General features: G+C 72.1%; 14 protein-coding genes. 2 read left to right on the top strand and 12 right to left on the bottom strand.

Annotated features, from left to right (window positions below):
- Positions 1-38 precede the first annotated feature (38 nt).
- Genes KBX63_RS30205 through KBX63_RS30190 form a run of 4 tightly spaced genes read right to left on the bottom strand, consistent with a single transcriptional unit; the run spans position 39 to position 3,599 of the window.
- Positions 39-797, bottom strand: a complete 759-nt coding sequence (locus KBX63_RS30205) for an amidohydrolase family protein (RefSeq protein ID WP_210917147.1) — start codon at positions 795-797, stop codon at positions 39-41.
- Complete coding sequence (locus KBX63_RS30200) at positions 794-1,540, bottom strand: amidohydrolase family protein (protein WP_210917145.1); 747 nt, start codon at positions 1,538-1,540, stop codon at positions 794-796. Before KBX63_RS30200 ends, KBX63_RS30205 begins: the two co-directional genes overlap by 4 nt.
- Positions 1,531-2,427, bottom strand: a complete 897-nt coding sequence (locus KBX63_RS30195; RefSeq protein ID WP_210917142.1) for a dihydrodipicolinate synthase family protein — start codon at positions 2,425-2,427, stop codon at positions 1,531-1,533. The genes KBX63_RS30200 and KBX63_RS30195 overlap by 10 nt, the downstream gene beginning before the upstream one ends.
- Entirely contained in the window at positions 2,424-3,599 is a 1,176-nt protein-coding gene (locus tag KBX63_RS30190; RefSeq protein ID WP_210917139.1) for a DegT/DnrJ/EryC1/StrS aminotransferase family protein, read from the bottom strand. Before KBX63_RS30190 ends, KBX63_RS30195 begins: the two co-directional genes overlap by 4 nt.
- An 82-nt stretch (positions 3,600-3,681) precedes the next feature.
- Between KBX63_RS30190 and KBX63_RS30185 the strand changes: the two genes are divergently transcribed.
- On the top strand, positions 3,682-4,902 hold the full coding sequence (locus KBX63_RS30185) for a hypothetical protein (protein ID WP_210917136.1): 1,221 nt from the start codon (positions 3,682-3,684) through the stop codon (positions 4,900-4,902).
- A gap of 48 nt (positions 4,903-4,950) precedes the next feature.
- Here the strand turns inward: KBX63_RS30185 and KBX63_RS30180 are convergent, their stop codons facing one another.
- The 8 genes from KBX63_RS30180 to KBX63_RS30145 form a co-directional block, all read right to left on the bottom strand.
- Entirely contained in the window at positions 4,951-6,003 is a 1,053-nt protein-coding gene (locus KBX63_RS30180; RefSeq protein ID WP_210917134.1) for a dihydrodipicolinate synthase family protein, read from the bottom strand.
- Between the two features lie 10 nt (positions 6,004-6,013).
- Complete coding sequence (locus KBX63_RS30175) at positions 6,014-7,030, bottom strand: NAD(P)-dependent oxidoreductase (protein WP_210917132.1); 1,017 nt, start codon at positions 7,028-7,030, stop codon at positions 6,014-6,016.
- Between the two features lie 123 nt (positions 7,031-7,153).
- Positions 7,154-8,044 carry a Gfo/Idh/MocA family protein gene (locus KBX63_RS30170; RefSeq protein ID WP_210917129.1) on the bottom strand — a complete coding sequence of 297 codons (891 nt, stop codon included), beginning with the start codon at positions 8,042-8,044 and terminating at the stop codon, positions 7,154-7,156.
- Positions 8,045-8,099: 55 nt separating this feature from the next.
- A complete protein-coding gene (locus tag KBX63_RS30165) occupies positions 8,100-9,104 on the bottom strand; it encodes a hydroxyacid dehydrogenase (RefSeq protein ID WP_210917126.1) in 1,005 nt (334 codons plus the stop codon).
- On the bottom strand, positions 9,101-9,997 hold the full coding sequence (locus KBX63_RS30160) for a carbohydrate ABC transporter permease (RefSeq protein WP_210917125.1): 897 nt from the start codon (positions 9,995-9,997) through the stop codon (positions 9,101-9,103). Before KBX63_RS30160 ends, KBX63_RS30165 begins: the two co-directional genes overlap by 4 nt.
- Positions 9,994-10,923 (bottom strand): carbohydrate ABC transporter permease, encoded by a 930-nt coding sequence (locus KBX63_RS30155; RefSeq protein WP_210917124.1) that lies wholly within the window; start codon positions 10,921-10,923, stop codon positions 9,994-9,996. The genes KBX63_RS30160 and KBX63_RS30155 overlap by 4 nt, the downstream gene beginning before the upstream one ends.
- A gap of 62 nt (positions 10,924-10,985) precedes the next feature.
- Positions 10,986-12,227, bottom strand: coding sequence for a sugar ABC transporter substrate-binding protein (locus KBX63_RS30150; RefSeq protein ID WP_210917123.1), 1,242 nt, complete (start codon positions 12,225-12,227; stop codon positions 10,986-10,988).
- 249 nt (positions 12,228-12,476) lie between these two features.
- Positions 12,477-12,671 carry a hypothetical protein gene (locus KBX63_RS30145; protein ID WP_210917122.1) on the bottom strand — a complete coding sequence of 65 codons (195 nt, stop codon included), beginning with the start codon at positions 12,669-12,671 and terminating at the stop codon, positions 12,477-12,479.
- A gap of 214 nt (positions 12,672-12,885) precedes the next feature.
- Here KBX63_RS30145 and KBX63_RS30140 point away from each other — a divergent pair, with 214 nt between their 5' ends.
- Positions 12,886-14,835 carry a hypothetical protein gene (locus tag KBX63_RS30140; RefSeq protein ID WP_210917119.1) on the top strand — a complete coding sequence of 650 codons (1,950 nt, stop codon included), beginning with the start codon at positions 12,886-12,888 and terminating at the stop codon, positions 14,833-14,835.
- Positions 14,836-14,921: the final 86 nt, after the last annotated feature.

The raw sequence follows: 14,921 nt of genomic DNA, 5'->3' as shown, positions 1-14,921 counted from the left end.
TACGCCTCGCAGATGCTCCCCGGCGGCGGTCCGCTGTCTCATCCGCCGACTCGTGGAACCGTGTCGGAGGACAGGTCGAGCCGGAACAGTTCGGCGGCGTTGCGCCAGGCGACCCGCTCGGCCAGTTCGGGCGGCAGGTCGGCCGCGAGCACCGCCCCGTACGCGGCGGCCGGATCGATCAGGGTGGCGTCGGTGCCGAAGAGTAGCCGGCGCGGGTTCACCGCCGCCGCCACTGCAGCGAAGCGACCCGCCTCGGTGTGCGAGAAGCAGGGCTCCAGCCAGAGCCGATCTACCCCGTTGGCAGCCTCGATGGCGTGCCGCCAGCCGTTCGCACCCATGTGGCCGGCGATGGCGCGCACCCCGGGGATGTCCGCGACCGCCTGGGCCAGGTCGAGCGGCGTCGTGTCCCAGGTGTGCACGAGGGCGGGCAGGTCGTGCGCGGCGGCCATTTCCAGGGCCGCCCGGGTCTGCGCCGAGTTCGGCGGCGAGCCGGTGTAGTCGGTGTGGATCTTCACGCCGACGAACCGACCGGTGGGCAGCAGTTCGCGCAGGTCCCGTTCGGCGTCGTCCAGCCGGCGCGGGTTGATCGTCAGGTAGCCGAGCAGCCGGTCGCTGCTCTCCAGGACCCGGGCCAGCGCCCGGTTGCCGGCGGCGACGTCGTAGATCACCGCCTCGGTGGCGGAGACCACGGCCAGGTCGATGCCGTACCGGTCCATCACCGCGAGGTTCGTCGCGACCGAGCCGACCTCCATGCTGAAGAACCACGGGCCCCAGTGGGCGTGCACGTCGATGATCATCCGGCCAGCCCCAGGATCCGGCGGGCGTTCCCGCCCGTCACCGCCTCGACCCCGGACGGGCCGAGCGCGGCCCGGGCCAACCGCAGCCGCGGCACGATGGGTTCGTAGAACGGGGCACGGGAGCCGTACAGCAGGCGCTCGACGCCGACGCGCGCGGCGACGGTCTCCAGCGCGTCCGGCGAATTGAGCAGCCGGGTGGAGGTGTGGAAGCCCGGCTCGTCGCGGGCCACCACGACGAAGTCGCCCAGGTGGTAGAAGTGCGTGTCGAGGAAGACGACGGTCGCGCCGCGCAGCGGCCGCCAGAAGCGGCGGACATCCCCGCCGGTGAGGATGACCAGGCCGGCCTCGGTGGCCGCGCGGGCGACGCTGCGTACGGACGGGAAGTCCGGCTCGACGCGCTGCTCGTCGGGGAACAGCCGCACGGCCCGGAAGCCGCGCTCGGCGAGCCGGACGACCTCCCGCTCGGCGCCGAGCGGGTCGCGCAGGTCCAGCCCGCCGACCGGCAGCACGCCAGGGCCGGTGAGGGCGGCCACCTCCTCGTTGCCGCTGCGCACGTCGAACAGGGCGGCGCGCAGGCTCGCCACGGCTGCCCGCTCCACGCCGTTGGCGGCCAGCGTCTCGGCGACCACCGCCGGCTCGCCGGTGGGCCCGGGCCGGTCGACGTACCGGCCGACGAGCACGTCGATGTCCAGGGTCACCGGCGGTAGGTCGCCGGCTACGAACGGGTTGTCGTTCACCGGCACCCGGCCACGCGCAGCACCCGGTCCCGTTCCCCGTCGGGCAGCGCCGGGGCGTGTGGGTCGTCCGCGTGGCTCGCCGGGATCCGGCCTTCCTCGGCGGCGATCCAGAGCATGCGCTGCACGTACCCTTCCATCGGTTCGGTGAAGGTGACCTGGGCCAGCCGGTCGAGGTCGGCGGAGGCGGTGAGGAACTGGTCGTACCGCTTGTCGGTGTAGGCGCGCAGCGCCCGGGCGGTGACCGGGACCGCGGCGGCGGCCAGGCCGACCAGGGCCGCCTCGGCACCCCACATCAGCGACGGCCCGAACATGCGGTCCTCGCCGGTGACCGCCAGCCGGTCGGCCCGGTGCGCGGCGGCCAGGGCTGCCTGGCAGGCGAGGGCGTCGTGCAGCCGGGCCACCTTCACCCCGGCGACACCGGGGTGCTCCAACAACTCGGCCAGCGCGGGCTCAGGGTACGGCCGCAGGTAGAGGTCGAAGGCGAGCATCGGCAGCCCGGCGGCGCGCCAGAGCGCGTCGTGGTGGTCGACGGGATCGTCGTCCACCGGGAAGACCAGCAGGCCGGCCGCACCGAGGGCGGCAGCCCGCACCGCCTGCGCGGACACCTCGTCGGTGCGCTCCCCCGGCCGGCCACCCACACCGACGATCACTGGGACACCGGCGTCGACGGCGCAGCGGATGACCAGGTCGCGGGTGGATTCGTCGTGGTACGGGCCGCGCCCGGTGTGCGCCAGCACCGCCAGGGCGTCCGCCCCGTCGGTGACCAGCCCCCGCAGGTAGCCGGCGAGCACGTCCGGGTCGACGGCCCCGGTCGCGTCCACCGGAGTGGCGGTTGCGGCGATCAGCCGCCAGCGCAGCCGGTCGCGCAGCACGGCGGCGGTCGGCGCGATCACGAGGTCACCGCCGCGCGGACAGCTTGGATAATCTCGTCGACGTGCGCGTCGGTGTACCGCTCGTTCCAGTCCACCACCAGCAGGGTCCGCTCGATCAGCCGCTCCGCGACCGGGAACGCTCCGGGTCCGTAGGTCGGCAGCCGGTCCGCCGGCGGCACGGCGAGCGGGAAGCGGGAAGCGCCGTACACGGGGGCCTCGGTCAGCGCCGGGGCGCAGTGCAGTGGTTGTTCCAGGTAGCCGGCGCGGGCGGGTATCCCGGCGGCGGCGAGTTTCCCGGCCACCTCGTGGTTGGTCAGCGGCGGGTCCAGCACGATCGGGAACAGCCACCAGGCGTGCGCGTCCACGTCCGCCGGCACGTGTACGCCGGGCAGGTCGGCCAGCGCGTCGGCCAACCGCCGGGCGGTGCGCCGCCGATCGGCGAGCACCCCGGGCAGCTTCGCCAACTGGGCCCGGGCGACGGCGCCGGCGAGTTCGGTCATCCGGTAGTTCAGGCCGAGGCCGACGTGCCGGCGGGCCTCGTCGCGCGGCCAGCCCTTGTCGGCGAAGAGCCGCATCCGGCGGGCCAGCACCGGATCGTCGGTGATGGCCAGACCGCCGTCGCCGCAGGTGATGTGCTTCCACTGCTGCAGGCTGAAGCAGCCGATCGCACCGGCCGTACCGGCGAGGGTGCCGTCCGGATAGCGGGTGAGCCAGGCCTGGGCGCAGTCCTCGATCAGGGGCACGCCGGCGGTGTCGGCGACGGCGCGCAGGTCGGCGGCGGCGCCGAACAGGTGCACCGCGAGGATCGCCCGGGTCCGCGGCCCGATCGCGGCGGCGACCGCCGCCGGATCCAGGTTGCCGGTGTACGGATCGACGTCGGCGAACACCGGCACCGCGTTCTGGGCGAGAATGGGCGCGACCGTGCCGAAGTCGCTGATCGGAGAGGTGATGATCTCGTCGCCCGGATCCGGTGCGACGGCAGCGACGGCCAGGTGCAGGGCCGCGGTTCCGGAACTGGCGGCCACGGCGTGCGACACTCCATGGCGGTCGGCCATCTCGCGCTCCAGGGCGCGGACCTCCGTGCCCCAGACCGAGCTGAGCATGCCCGACTGGAGCACCCGGCTGACCGCGGCCAACTCCTCCGCGCCGATCGTCCGGCCGTTGGCGTCGGCCATGGTGGGAAACGACGACACGCACCCTCCCGGGGCTACAGTAATACCGGGCCTGACCGTAATCTTGTGCTGCGAACAATGCAACCCCGGACAGGAGGCAGCGGTGACCATCGGGATCGGGGTCGTCGGTCCGCACGACCTGGTCGATGACGTGGCCGCCACCTGCGAGGAGCAGCCGGGCGTCACCGCCCGTCGGCTGCACTACGACCATGAGTCGCAGGCTCCGGCGATCGTGGAGGCGCACGTGGGGCAGGTGGATGCATGGCTGTTCACCGGCGTGGTGCCCTACACCCTCGCTCGGGAGGGGAACGCCCTCAACCGCCCGGCGGTCTTCGTCGACTACACCGGCGCGACCCTGCTCCAGGCGGCCGTACGGCTGTTGCGCTCCGGGCACGATGTCACCCGGATGTCGATCGACACCGTCACCGGCGCCGACGTCGCCACCACCTTCGAGGAGGCGGGCCTGCCCGTGGGCCGGGTCCGGTCGCTGCCGTACCGCAGCGGCCTCAGCTCCGACGACGTGATCTCGTTCCACCGTCGGCAACACAAGGCCGGCGCGGACGTCGCGGTCACCTGCATCAGCTCGGTCTACGAGGTGCTGCGCCACGAGATGCCAGCACTCCGCCTCGCCCCGTCGAACCACTCGGTCCGCACCGCGCTGCGCCAGCTCCTGCTGCAGGTCGGCAGCCAGGCCCAGGAGGACGCCCAGATCGCGCTCGGGCTGGCCAACCTCCCCCAGGGCGACGACGGCTTGCTCAAGGAGGTGGCCGGGCTCGGCGGGACGCTCGCGCGGTTCGCCCCCGACACGTATCTCATCGTCACCACCCGCGGCCCGCTGCACGACGCCACCGGCGGGTTCACCGCGCTGCCGATGCTGCGCCGCCTCGCCGACCGGCACGAGACCGTGCAGATCGGTTTCGGCCTGGGACGCAGCGCCGCCGAGGCGGAGAACCTGGCCCGCCGGGCGCTGAGCCGGGCGCGCCGGGTCGGCCCGACCACGGCGGTGCTGTCGCTGCGCGGCGAGACCGACATCGTGCTCGAGTCGACCACGCCGGCCCCGCTGCCGTCGGAGGTGAACCTGGCCGTCATCGCCCAGCGGGTCGGCCTGTCGGTGCCCACCCTGCTGCGGCTGCGTGAGGTGCGCACGATGGTCGGCGACGATCCGCTGACCAGCCGGGAGGTGGCCGACCAACTGCGGGTGCAGCAACGCACCGCCCGGCGGATGCTGCACCGGCTGGAGCTGGCCGGCCTGGCCGAACGCACCGGCAACCTCGCCTCCGGCACCAGCGGCCGCCCGTTGACCCTCTACCGACTGACCCTCTGACGCGATCCGGCCCGCGCCCCGTTGCGCGGACCGGATCGCCCCGACGCGTCAGGACAGCCACTCGTCCAGGTGCTCGGCGACGAAGTCGTCGTCGCGCAGGTGCGGGTAGGCCCGGTGCACCCGGTCGAGTTCGGCCAGCTGCCCGGGCGAGAGCTCCTCGTCCGGGTCCAGGCACCACCGGCCGGCCAACAGGCCCTGCCGGCGCAGCACCTCGTGGATGCCGGGAATGCAGCCGCGGTAGCCGTTGGCGGCGTCGAAGATCGCGGCATTGGCGTCGGTCAGGTGACCGTCCAGGGTGAGCAGCCGGCGCAGCGCGTGGTCGTCACCGGCCCGCGCCCGCCGGGCCTCGTCGAGCAGGGTCACCGCGGTGCCCGCCCAGACCGCCCACTGACCGAGCAGGCCGCCGACGAACTCGACCTCCACGGCCCGCCTGTCAACGATGATCCTGTGTGGCGCCACCAGGTCGGCCAGGATGTGGTCGTCGTTGCCGGTGTAGAGGGCGAGGTCGCCGTTGCGGCCGGCGGCGCAGACGCCGTGCAGTACGTCGAGCGTGCGGTAGCGGTCGAACGGCGCCACCTTGATCCCGACCACCGAATCGAGGGTGGCCAGCCGGGCCCAGAAGTCCCGGGACAGCTCCCGGCCGCCGACGGCCGGCTGCAGGTAGAAGCCGATCACCGGCAGCACCTCGCCTACCACCCGGGCCCGCTCGACGAGGGCCTCCTCGTCCAGCGGCCCGTACGGCGACAGCAGCACCATGTGGTAGCCGAGCGAGGCCGCCAGCTCCGTCTCGGCGACGGCCTGCGAGGTGTCCCCGCAGGCCCCGGCGACCAGGATCGCGTCCGAGCCGGCCGCGGTCTCGGCGGCCAGTTCCAGCACCGGGGCGAGCAGGCCCACCTTCGGGTCGTGGATGGCGAACTGGGTGGTGTGCACGCCGACGGCGATGCCGCCCGCGCCGGAGGCGAGGTAGTAGCGGGTCAACGCCCGCTGCCGGCGATCGTCGAGCTTGCGGTCGGCGTTCAGGGCGAGCGGGTGGGCGGGGATGACGCACCCACGCTGGAACCGGGTCAGGGCCGCGGCCTGCCGGGTGCTCGATACGGTCAACACGTCTCTCCTAGAACTTGCCGTCGCGGCGCTGGAAGCCGGTCGGCTTGTCGAGCAGGGGCTGGCCGTCGGCGACCCAGTCCGCCGTCAGCTCGATCAGCTCGGCGAGGGGTATGTCGGGGTAGCCGAACAGGCGGTGGCAGAGCTGGGCGTTGGACAGCAGCGCGGTCGGCGCCTCGGTGCCGGCGAGGGCCGGCTCGCGGCGCAGCCGCGCGGCGACCGCGGCGGCCACTTGGCGGACGGACACCAGCTCGGGCCCGGTCAGGTTCAGCACGAACGGCGGTGTGGCGGTGTGGTGCAGGGCGCGCAGGACGACCTCGTTGGCATAGCCCTGCCAGACGACGTTGGCGTGTCCCATGGTGAGGTCCACCGCCTGGCCGGCGTGCACCGCGCGGGCGATGTCCACCAGCACGCCGTAGCGCATCTCGACGGCGTAGTTGAGCCGGATCAGGGCCAGCGGGGTGTCGTCGCGCAGCGCGAAGTGGGTGAGGATGCGCTCGCGGCCCAGGCAGGACATCGCGTACTCGCCGACCGGCTGGACGGGGGTCTGCTCGACGCAGCCGACCGCGGTCACCGGCACGAGCGGGTAGACGTTGCCGGTGCTCAGCGCCACCAGGCGCGACCCGGCGAAGCGCTGCGCGACGCGGCCCGGCAGGTAGGCGTTGGTGGCCCAGGTGGTGTGCTCCCGACCGGAGGTGCCGAACTTGGCGCCGACCAGGAAGACGACGTTCGCCGCGTCGGGCAGCGCGGCCAGCGCGGCGTCGTCGGCGACGTCCGCCTCGACCACCTCGGCGCCCTCGTCGCGCAGCGCGTCGGCCAGCCCGGCCTCGGAGAAGCGCGACACGGCGACGACCCGCGCGCTGGTGCCGGCAGCCGCGACCCCCCGCAGCGCCAGCCGGACCAGGCTCGGCCCCAGCTTGCCGCCCGCGCCGAGGATCAGGATGTCACCGTCGAGCTTGCGCAGGTCGTCCACCAGGACGTCCCTTGGGCGGGAGAGTCGCTCCTCCAGGTCCGCCACCGTCCGCATGCCACCACACCCCTTCCGAAGTAACGGTCATGACCGTAACTTCCGGCCACGGGAGCGTCAAGGTGTCCGGGGTGGTGGGTCGCCCGGCGCGGCCCGACGGGCATGCCGGTCTGCCCTTCGTATTCAGCGGCTTCCGGCGGTGGCGCGCGCCGCAGCGAGAAGGCCCAGCACGGCCCGGGTCTGCGCCCACGGCACCGGGCTCGGCCCACCTCGGACCATGCCCAGGAACGCGTCGATGGTGGCCCGGTAGCCGAGCTGGTCCGGGCCGCCGCGCAGCACCACCCGCTGCTCTCCACCGCCGGTGTGGACGGTCACCTCGTATGCCTCGCCCTCGCTGACCCCGAGGACCTCGACCGCGCCGAGCACCCCGTCGTCCCACTGCAGCGCCAGCAGCCCGGTGTCCTCGGAGCGCAGTCCCCGGTGGCGGCGTACGGCGCCGGCGGCCCCGACCAGCCGTACCGCCGGCCCGAGCAGCGCGACCAGCAGCTCCACGCCGTGCAGCCCCATCATCACCAGCGTGCCGCCGCCCACCGCCGGGTCGTCCTGCCACGGGTTGTAGCCGGTGGCCCAGAGGCCGACGTCGTGCCGCACCGTGGCCCGGACCGACAGCACCTCGTCCCGCGGCACGTCGAACGCAACGAAGTCGGGCGCGAAGCGCAGCACCGAGGAGGTGAGGACGAGTTCGGGCGCCCGCTGCACGACGCGTTCCAACCGGTCGAGCTGCCCGAGGGTCGCGGCGGCCGGCTTGTTGACGAAGCAAGGCAGCCCGCGGGCCAACACCTGGGCCAGCGCGTCCGGCACCTCCGGGGTGGGGACGGTGAGGACCACGCCGTCCGGGCGGGTGGCCAGCAACGCGGCCAGGTCGGGGACCACGGCGACCTCCGGCTGCTCGGCCCGGAACCGTGCCAGCCGCTGCGGATCGGGCTCCCACACCACCAGGTCCGCGTGGTCGCGCAGCGCGCGGGCATCGGTGTACGGGTGACTGGTGGCGAGTCCGGCCAGAGCGATGCGCATGAGCGCAGAGGCTACTTCTCCGGCCTCCGGCCGCGCCAGCGCAGGTCAGCCCGGGTCAGCCGGTTCGGTCGAACTGCTCCGGCCGCACCTCGTGGGCCAGCGGTCGGCCACGGAGGAAACGGTCGATCTCGGCCACCACGATCGCGCCGGCCCGCCGCCGCGACTCCACCGTCCCGGCCGCCTCGTGCGGCGTCAGCAGCACGTTCGGCAGCCGGCGGAGCGGATGGTCGACCGGCAGCGGCTCGGCGTCGAAAACGTCCAACGCGGCGTCGATCCGGCCGGTGCCCAGCGCGGCCAGCAGCGCGGCCTCGTCCACCAACGCCGAGCGGGCGGTGTTGACCAGCAGCGCCCCGTCGGGCAGCAGGGCGAGCTCGCGTGCCCCGATCATCCCGACGGTCCCCGGCAGCACCGGAGCGTGCAGGGAGACCACCAGGCTGCGGGCGAGCAACTCGTCGACGTTGACCCGCTCGACGCCGAGCGTCACGGCCTCCGCGTCGGACAGGTAGGGATCGGCCACGAGCACCCGCGCGCCGAACGCCCGCACCAGGCCGAGGTAGGCCCTGCCGGTCCGGGACGCGCCGACCACCCCGACCGTCGCCCCGCGCAGCTCCCGGCGGGGCGGGGCGTCCTTCGCGCTCGCCCAGTCGGCCCCGGTGCGCAGCGCGTGGTCGAACCGGTGCAGCCGGTGCAGCAGCGCGAGGGTCAGCGCGAGAGCCTGCTCCCCCACCGCGTACGCCATCGCGTCGCCGGCCTGGGTGACGCGTACCCCGCGGGCGAAGCTCTCCGGGATGACGAACGGTTTCACGCTGGCCCCGGTGTGCGCGAGCAACCGCAGCCGGGGCGCGGCGGCCAGCACCGCGGTCGTCAGCGGGGCGGTTCCCCAGCCGGTGACGACGACGTCGGCGTCGGCGAGCAGTCCCGCGAGCACGGCCTCGTCGCCCACGTCGGTGCCGTCGGCGGGCAGCCGCACCTCGCCCAGCCGCTGCAGCGCGGCCCAGGTGTCGGCGTCGAGAAACAGCTCGCGCACGTGCGGCGTCGCCGCCACGGCGATGACGCTCAACCCTTGATGCCCGTGGTGGAGACGCCCTCCTGGAAGTACCGCTGGCCGATCAGGTAGGCCATGAAGATCGGCACGAACGCCACCACCGAGCCGGCGAGCAGCATGTTCAACGGCACGTTCTCCTGTTGCAGCGAGGCGATGCCGGTGGTGAGGGTTCGCATGTCGAGGCTCTGCCCGACGATGAGCGGCCACAGGAAGTCGTTCCAGTGCCAGAGGAAGACGAAGACGCCCAGCGTGGCCAGGATCGGCTTGATCAGCGGCAGCACGATCGAGACGTACACCCGCCATTCGGAGCAGCCGTCGAGGCGGGCCGCCTCGAACAACGAGTCGGGCAGCGACGCGATGAACTGGCGCATGAGGAAGACCGCCTGGGCGTTGGCCAGCGTCGGCACGATCATGCCCCAGTACGTGTCCACGCCGTTCATCTCGGAGATGATGATGAACGTCGGGATCATCGTGACGTGGTACGGCACCATCAGCATCGCCAGGAACGACCAGAACATCGTCTCCTTGCCCGGGAACCGCTTCTTTGCGAAGGCGTAGCCGGCCATCGAGGCGAACAGCAGCACGCCGACGACCGACACCACCGAGTAGACGAGCGTGTTTCCCATCCAACGCAGCACGCTCTTGGCGCCGATCACCTGGTCGTACGCCTCGGTGGAGAACGGCCAGGGCAGCAGGCTGTCCGGGAAGGTGACCGGCCCGGTCGGCTTGAAGGACAGCACGACCATCGCGTAGAAGGGGAAGAGAGTGAGCAGGGCACCGGCCAGCAGCAGCGCGGTACGCCCGACCACCCAGCCCCGGCCGGCACGCCCGCGGTAGGGGCGCCGGCCGCGCGCCGGTGCTTCGGTGGCCGGAGCGGCGGTGCCTGGGGGCGTGATCGTGTCGGTCATTCTTCTCTCCCCAGGGTCAGCCGCTGGATCAGCGCCACGACGATCGTCATCACGAACAGGGCGACCCCCACCGCGCTGGCGTAGCCCAGGTCGAAGTACTTGAACCCCTGGTCGTAGAGCAGGTAGACGAGGCTGTAGCTGGAGCGTACGGGGCCACCGCCGGTCATCACGTAGATCATGTCGAAGACCTGGAACGACACGGTGGTCTCGATGATGGCGACGAAGAACAGCGCGGGCCGCAGCTGTGGCAGCGTGACAAACCGAAAGCGCTGCCAGGCCGAGGCGCCGTCGGTCAGCGCCGCCTCCTCCAGCTCCGCCGGGACGTCCTGCAACCGGGCGAGCAGGATGAGCATGCCGTAGCCGAAGCGGGACCAGACCGACACCAGGACCAGGGCCGGCACCACCAGCGCGCTGTCGGCGAGCCAGGAGCCGGCGGGCAGGCCCAGCGCGCCCATCGCCCGCGACCACGGTCCACCGTCGGCGAAGACCCAGGTGAAGACCACTCCGGCGAGGATCAGGCTGGTCACCACGGGCAGGAAGAAGATGGACCGAAAGAGCTTCGCGCCGCGGAAGGCGCGGCGGGTCAGCAGCGCCATGCCGAGGGATGCCAGCATCGACAGCGGTACGGACAGCGCGGTGAAGATGACCGTGACGCGCAGCGCCGACCAGAAAGTCGGGTCGTCGACGAGCCGGCGGAAGTTCTCCAGGCCAGTCCAGCTGGTCTCACCGCCGATGGTGTAGTCGGTGAAGCCGAGGATCACCCCGGCGATCGCCGGCCCGAACCGGAAGATGGCGAAGAGCAGCAGGAACGGCAGGACGAACAACAGGGCCGTGCCGGCTTCGCGGGCGGACGGCCGGCGTGGGCGGCGGACCTCGGTCCCCGGCCGGCGTGGCCGCCGGATCTGGCTCCCCGGTAGTGCAACCATCTGACAACCTTTCTCGCCGGCTCGCGGTGGGCAGGTTACGCCCACCGCGAGCCGCGCCAGGATCAGTCGAGCAGCGGAGCGGAGGCCTTCGCCGCGTCGTCGAGCGCCTGCTCCACCGACTTCTTGCCGAGCAGAGCGGCCTGGATCTCCGGGAAGAGGACGCCCTGGACGTCCCGGGCCTTCTCGTGCAGCGGGCCGACGGTGCTGGTGACCACCTGCTGCTCCTGCACGTTGAGGACCGGGTCACCGGCGTAGAGCGTGCCGGTGGACTTCCGCGGGGAGAAGAAGTTGGAGGCCAGGTCGTACTTCTTGGTGTTCTCGGCGTTGGTCGCGAAGGCGATCCACTTACCGGCCGCCTCCTTGTTCTTGGCGCCCTTCAGCATCGACAGGGAGCCCACGGTGCCGTAGCCGACCTGCTTGACGTCGGTGAAGTGTGGAACGGCCTGGATGTTCTCCTTGCCCCACAGGGGCTCGACCTCCGCCACCGGCGCGTGCCAGACGCAGGCGACCTTGTTCTGGCCGATGCGGGTCTGCTCGATCGACGGGAGGTTGGTGATCAGGCTCTTGTCGACGTAACCGCCGTCGACGAGTTGCTTCACGAGAGTCAGCGCCTTCTTCCCGGCGTCGCTGTTGAAGGCGACCGACTTGCCGTCCGGGCTGAACACGTCACCGCCGGCCGACCACAGCAGCGGGTAGAAGGTCTGGTTCAAGGTCTGCTTGGCGTCACCGGGGTACGCGGCGATGTCGTAGCCCTTGGCCTTGAACTTCGGGGCCATGGTGAGCAGGTCGTTCCAGTTGGCGGGGTAGGTCGTCTCGCCGACGGCGGCGAAGACCTTCTTGTTGCAGATCGGGGTGGCGGCGCTGGTGAGGATCGGCGCGCCCATCATCTTGCCGTCGATGCTCACCGACGTCATCACGTTCTCGTGGTAGTCGCTCTTGGTCGCGTCGTCGAGGTACTCGTCGACCGGCTCGATGTTGCGGGCGTACTTGGGCAGCTGGTCGGGGATGAGGTAGACGACGTCGGGCCCCTTGTTGCCGGCGATGGCGGTGGCCAGCGCCTGGTCCCGGTTGGCCCAGGGGAAGATCTCGGTCTTGACCACGATGTCGGGGTTGGCGGACTGGAACGCCTTGACGGTCTCGTCCCAGTGCGCGCGGTGCTTCACCTCGTCGACGATCACCGGGTATATCCACATCGTCACGGTGTTCTTGTCGGAGTCACCGGAGCCGGAGCCACCACAGCCCGTGGCCGCGAGTGCGGCGACGAGCGCCACCGCGACGGCCGACAGGCTCTTGCGAACACGCATCTCGCATCCTTCCGGGGGAGTCAGGTTCGCCGTACACTAACTTACGGTCCGGGCCGATACTAGGGGCGAAGAGTATCGAGGTCACACCGTTACTGTTCGTACGAGAGTCGCACCGGATCGATCCAGCCCCGTAATAGCGAAGGAAGCCGATGAGCGCCTTCGCCCCCGATGGCCACCGGCACACCCGCGTCCCGGGCACGCACGGCTGCCTGGCGGGCGGCGGCAAGCGGGTCAGCGTCACCGCCCTCATCAAGACGCCCCCGTCACCACCCACACGCGCCCGGCGGGGCGGACGCAGGCTCCAGCCACGGCCGCCGCGACGATCGCGTCCCTCTCGCCTCCGCCGAGCAGTCCGGCGAGGACCAGGCCGCCGGTGACCGAGGCGACGTGAGCGACGAACGCGCCGTGGCTGTCCCGGTGCACCTCGTCGCGGATCAGCGCCACCCAAGAGGCCGTGGTCCGAGGTGCTGCCTACGTAGCGGCCGCAACGATCCACGATGCCGGCACCCTATTACGGTGGCGCCCGGAATTCCAGCGTTCTCAATCGATGCTTGCATTCGATGACGAAACTTGGCGCCGGGCCTCGACGCGTCACGCTCACCATGGTCCGCTGGAGCGGTTACAGCCCTGACCGAAACTGTGAGTCCTGGAGGTCGTGTTGCGACGTACCGCGCTGATCGCGGCACTTGCGCTGGCCGCCGCCGTGCTGGCGGTCCCGGCGGCATCCGCCCACGCCGAGATGACCATTCCGGCGGCAACCGTCCACGCCGGAGCACCGCCCGGCACCATCACCGACCTCGGGCCCGCCTCCGAGGTCACCTCCGTCAACGGCTCTGAGCTGATCGACGGCACGATCTACACGGCCACCGGCGGTGTGACGCCGGTCGTGGTGGGTGGCTACGACCTGGCCGAGCAGCGGGTGAACCGACGCTATGAACTGCCGACCGGCGGTGGCGCCTGGGCCACCGCGGCGGTCGGCACCGACCTGTACGTCGGCACCTATGACCCGGGCGACCTGTACCGAGTGGACACCACCGGCACCGCGGCCACCAAGGTCGCCGACGTCTCCCCCGACCAATTCATCTGGGCCCTGGCCGCCGCGCCCGACGGCGTCCTCTACGGCGGCACCTATCCCAACGGGCGGGTCTTCTCCTACGACCCGGCCACCGGCACCACCCGCGACTACGGCGTCGCCGTCCCCGGCGAGCAGTACGTGCGCAGCATCGCCGTCGACGCGACCACCATCTACGCCGGCGTCGGCGCGCACGCCCACCTGATCGCCATCGACCGGGCCACCGGCGCGAAGCGGGAGATCCTGCCGCCGGAATTCGCCGACCGTACCTTCGTCGGCACCCTCGCCCTGTCCGACGGTCTCCTCGCCGCCGCCCTCTCCCCCACCGGCACCATGCTGCTGATCGACACCGCGGACCCGTCGCGCTACGAGGTCGTGCAGACACCGGACAGCTACATCACCGCGATCGCCATCGACCCCGGCCGCAACGACGTCTACGTCGGCACCCGGCCCTCGGGCACGCTGCGCCGGTACGACCGGGACACCGGGCAGCTCAGCACCCTGGCCGTGCCCTACGACGGCGCCTCCTTCGGCCGGATCTTCATCACCGGCGACCAACTGCGCGGCGTGGTCACCAACACCGTCGTCACCTACGACCTGACCACCGGCGCGTTGACCGGGGTCGACCTCACCGAGGCCGGCATGCCGCCGGCGCCGGAACTGGCCATGGCGATCGCCACCGACGGCCCCCGGGTGTACGTCTCCGGCAAGGCCGGTGTGCAGGTGCACGACCTAGTCGCCGGCACCTCAACCCGCCGGTTCCTGCCCGGCGAGGCCAAGGCGATGACCCCGGTCGCCGGTGAGATCTGGATGTCGGTCTACACGCTGGCGTACCTGTTCCGGATGGCACCCGACGGCGACCCGCGCCGGGTGACCACGATCGGCCACGAGCAGAACCGGCCGCTCGACGCGACCTGGTCCCCCGCCGACAAGCTGCTCACCGTCGGCACCGAACCGGAGTACGGCCGCCACGGCGGCGCCGTCTCCTTCTACGACCCCCGGTCCGGTGCGCTGGACGTGCACCGCGACGTCATCCCCGACCAGTCGATACGGTCGGTGGCGGTCAAGCACGGCACCGCGTTCCTCGGCAGCAGCATCAACGGCGGACTCGGCACCACACCCCGGGCCACCGAGGCCCGGCTCGCCGGCTTCGACCTGGCCACCCGGACGAAGACCTGGGAGATCACCCCGGTCCCCGGCGCGAGGCAGATCGTTGAACTCGTCGCCACCGGCGACCGGATCCTCGGCCTCACCGAGACCGGCGTGCTCTTCGCCGTCGACCAGCGGACCCGCCAGGTGGTGGCCACCACCACGGTCGCGTCCGGGCAGAACACCCTGGTGCAGGTCGGCCCGACGATCTACGGCACCAACGGCAGGGACGTCTGGAAGCTGGACCCGGCGACGATGACGGTCACCCCGTTCGTCACCGGCCTGAACGCCCAGTGGTACGGCGGCGGGGCGCTGCTCGCCGCCGCCCCGGACGGCTCGGCGCTGTACGCCCTGCGCGGCCGCAACCTGGTCCGCATCCAGCTGTAGACCCCGCACCCGGTGCGAACGGCGGCGGGCCGGCGATCCCGAGGGGGATCGCCGGCCCGCTCCAGTCCGTGCCGGCGCTGATGCAC

It is taken from the genome of Micromonospora sp. U21 (genome assembly GCF_018070045.1).
Lineage (GTDB): Bacteria > Actinomycetota > Actinomycetes > Mycobacteriales > Micromonosporaceae > Micromonospora.
The sequence above is the reverse complement of the archived record's forward strand: the minus strand, read 5'-3'. Positions and strand labels throughout refer to the sequence as shown.

Excerpts from the sequence above, each read along its gene's own strand:
- KBX63_RS30205 (WP_210917147.1), bottom strand. The coding sequence starts at position 797 with ATGATCATCGACGTGCACGCCCACTGGGGCCCGTGGTTCTTCAGCATG.
- KBX63_RS30175 (WP_210917132.1), bottom strand. The coding sequence starts at position 7,030 with ATGCGGACGGTGGCGGACCTGGAGGAGCGACTCTCCCGCCCAAGGGAC.
- KBX63_RS30170 (WP_210917129.1), bottom strand. The coding sequence starts at position 8,044 with ATGCGCATCGCTCTGGCCGGACTCGCCACCAGTCACCCGTACACCGAT.
- KBX63_RS30160 (WP_210917125.1), bottom strand. The coding sequence starts at position 9,997 with ATGACCGACACGATCACGCCCCCAGGCACCGCCGCTCCGGCCACCGAA.
- KBX63_RS30155 (WP_210917124.1), bottom strand. The coding sequence starts at position 10,923 with ATGGTTGCACTACCGGGGAGCCAGATCCGGCGGCCACGCCGGCCGGGG.
- KBX63_RS30150 (WP_210917123.1), bottom strand. The coding sequence starts at position 12,227 with ATGCGTGTTCGCAAGAGCCTGTCGGCCGTCGCGGTGGCGCTCGTCGCC.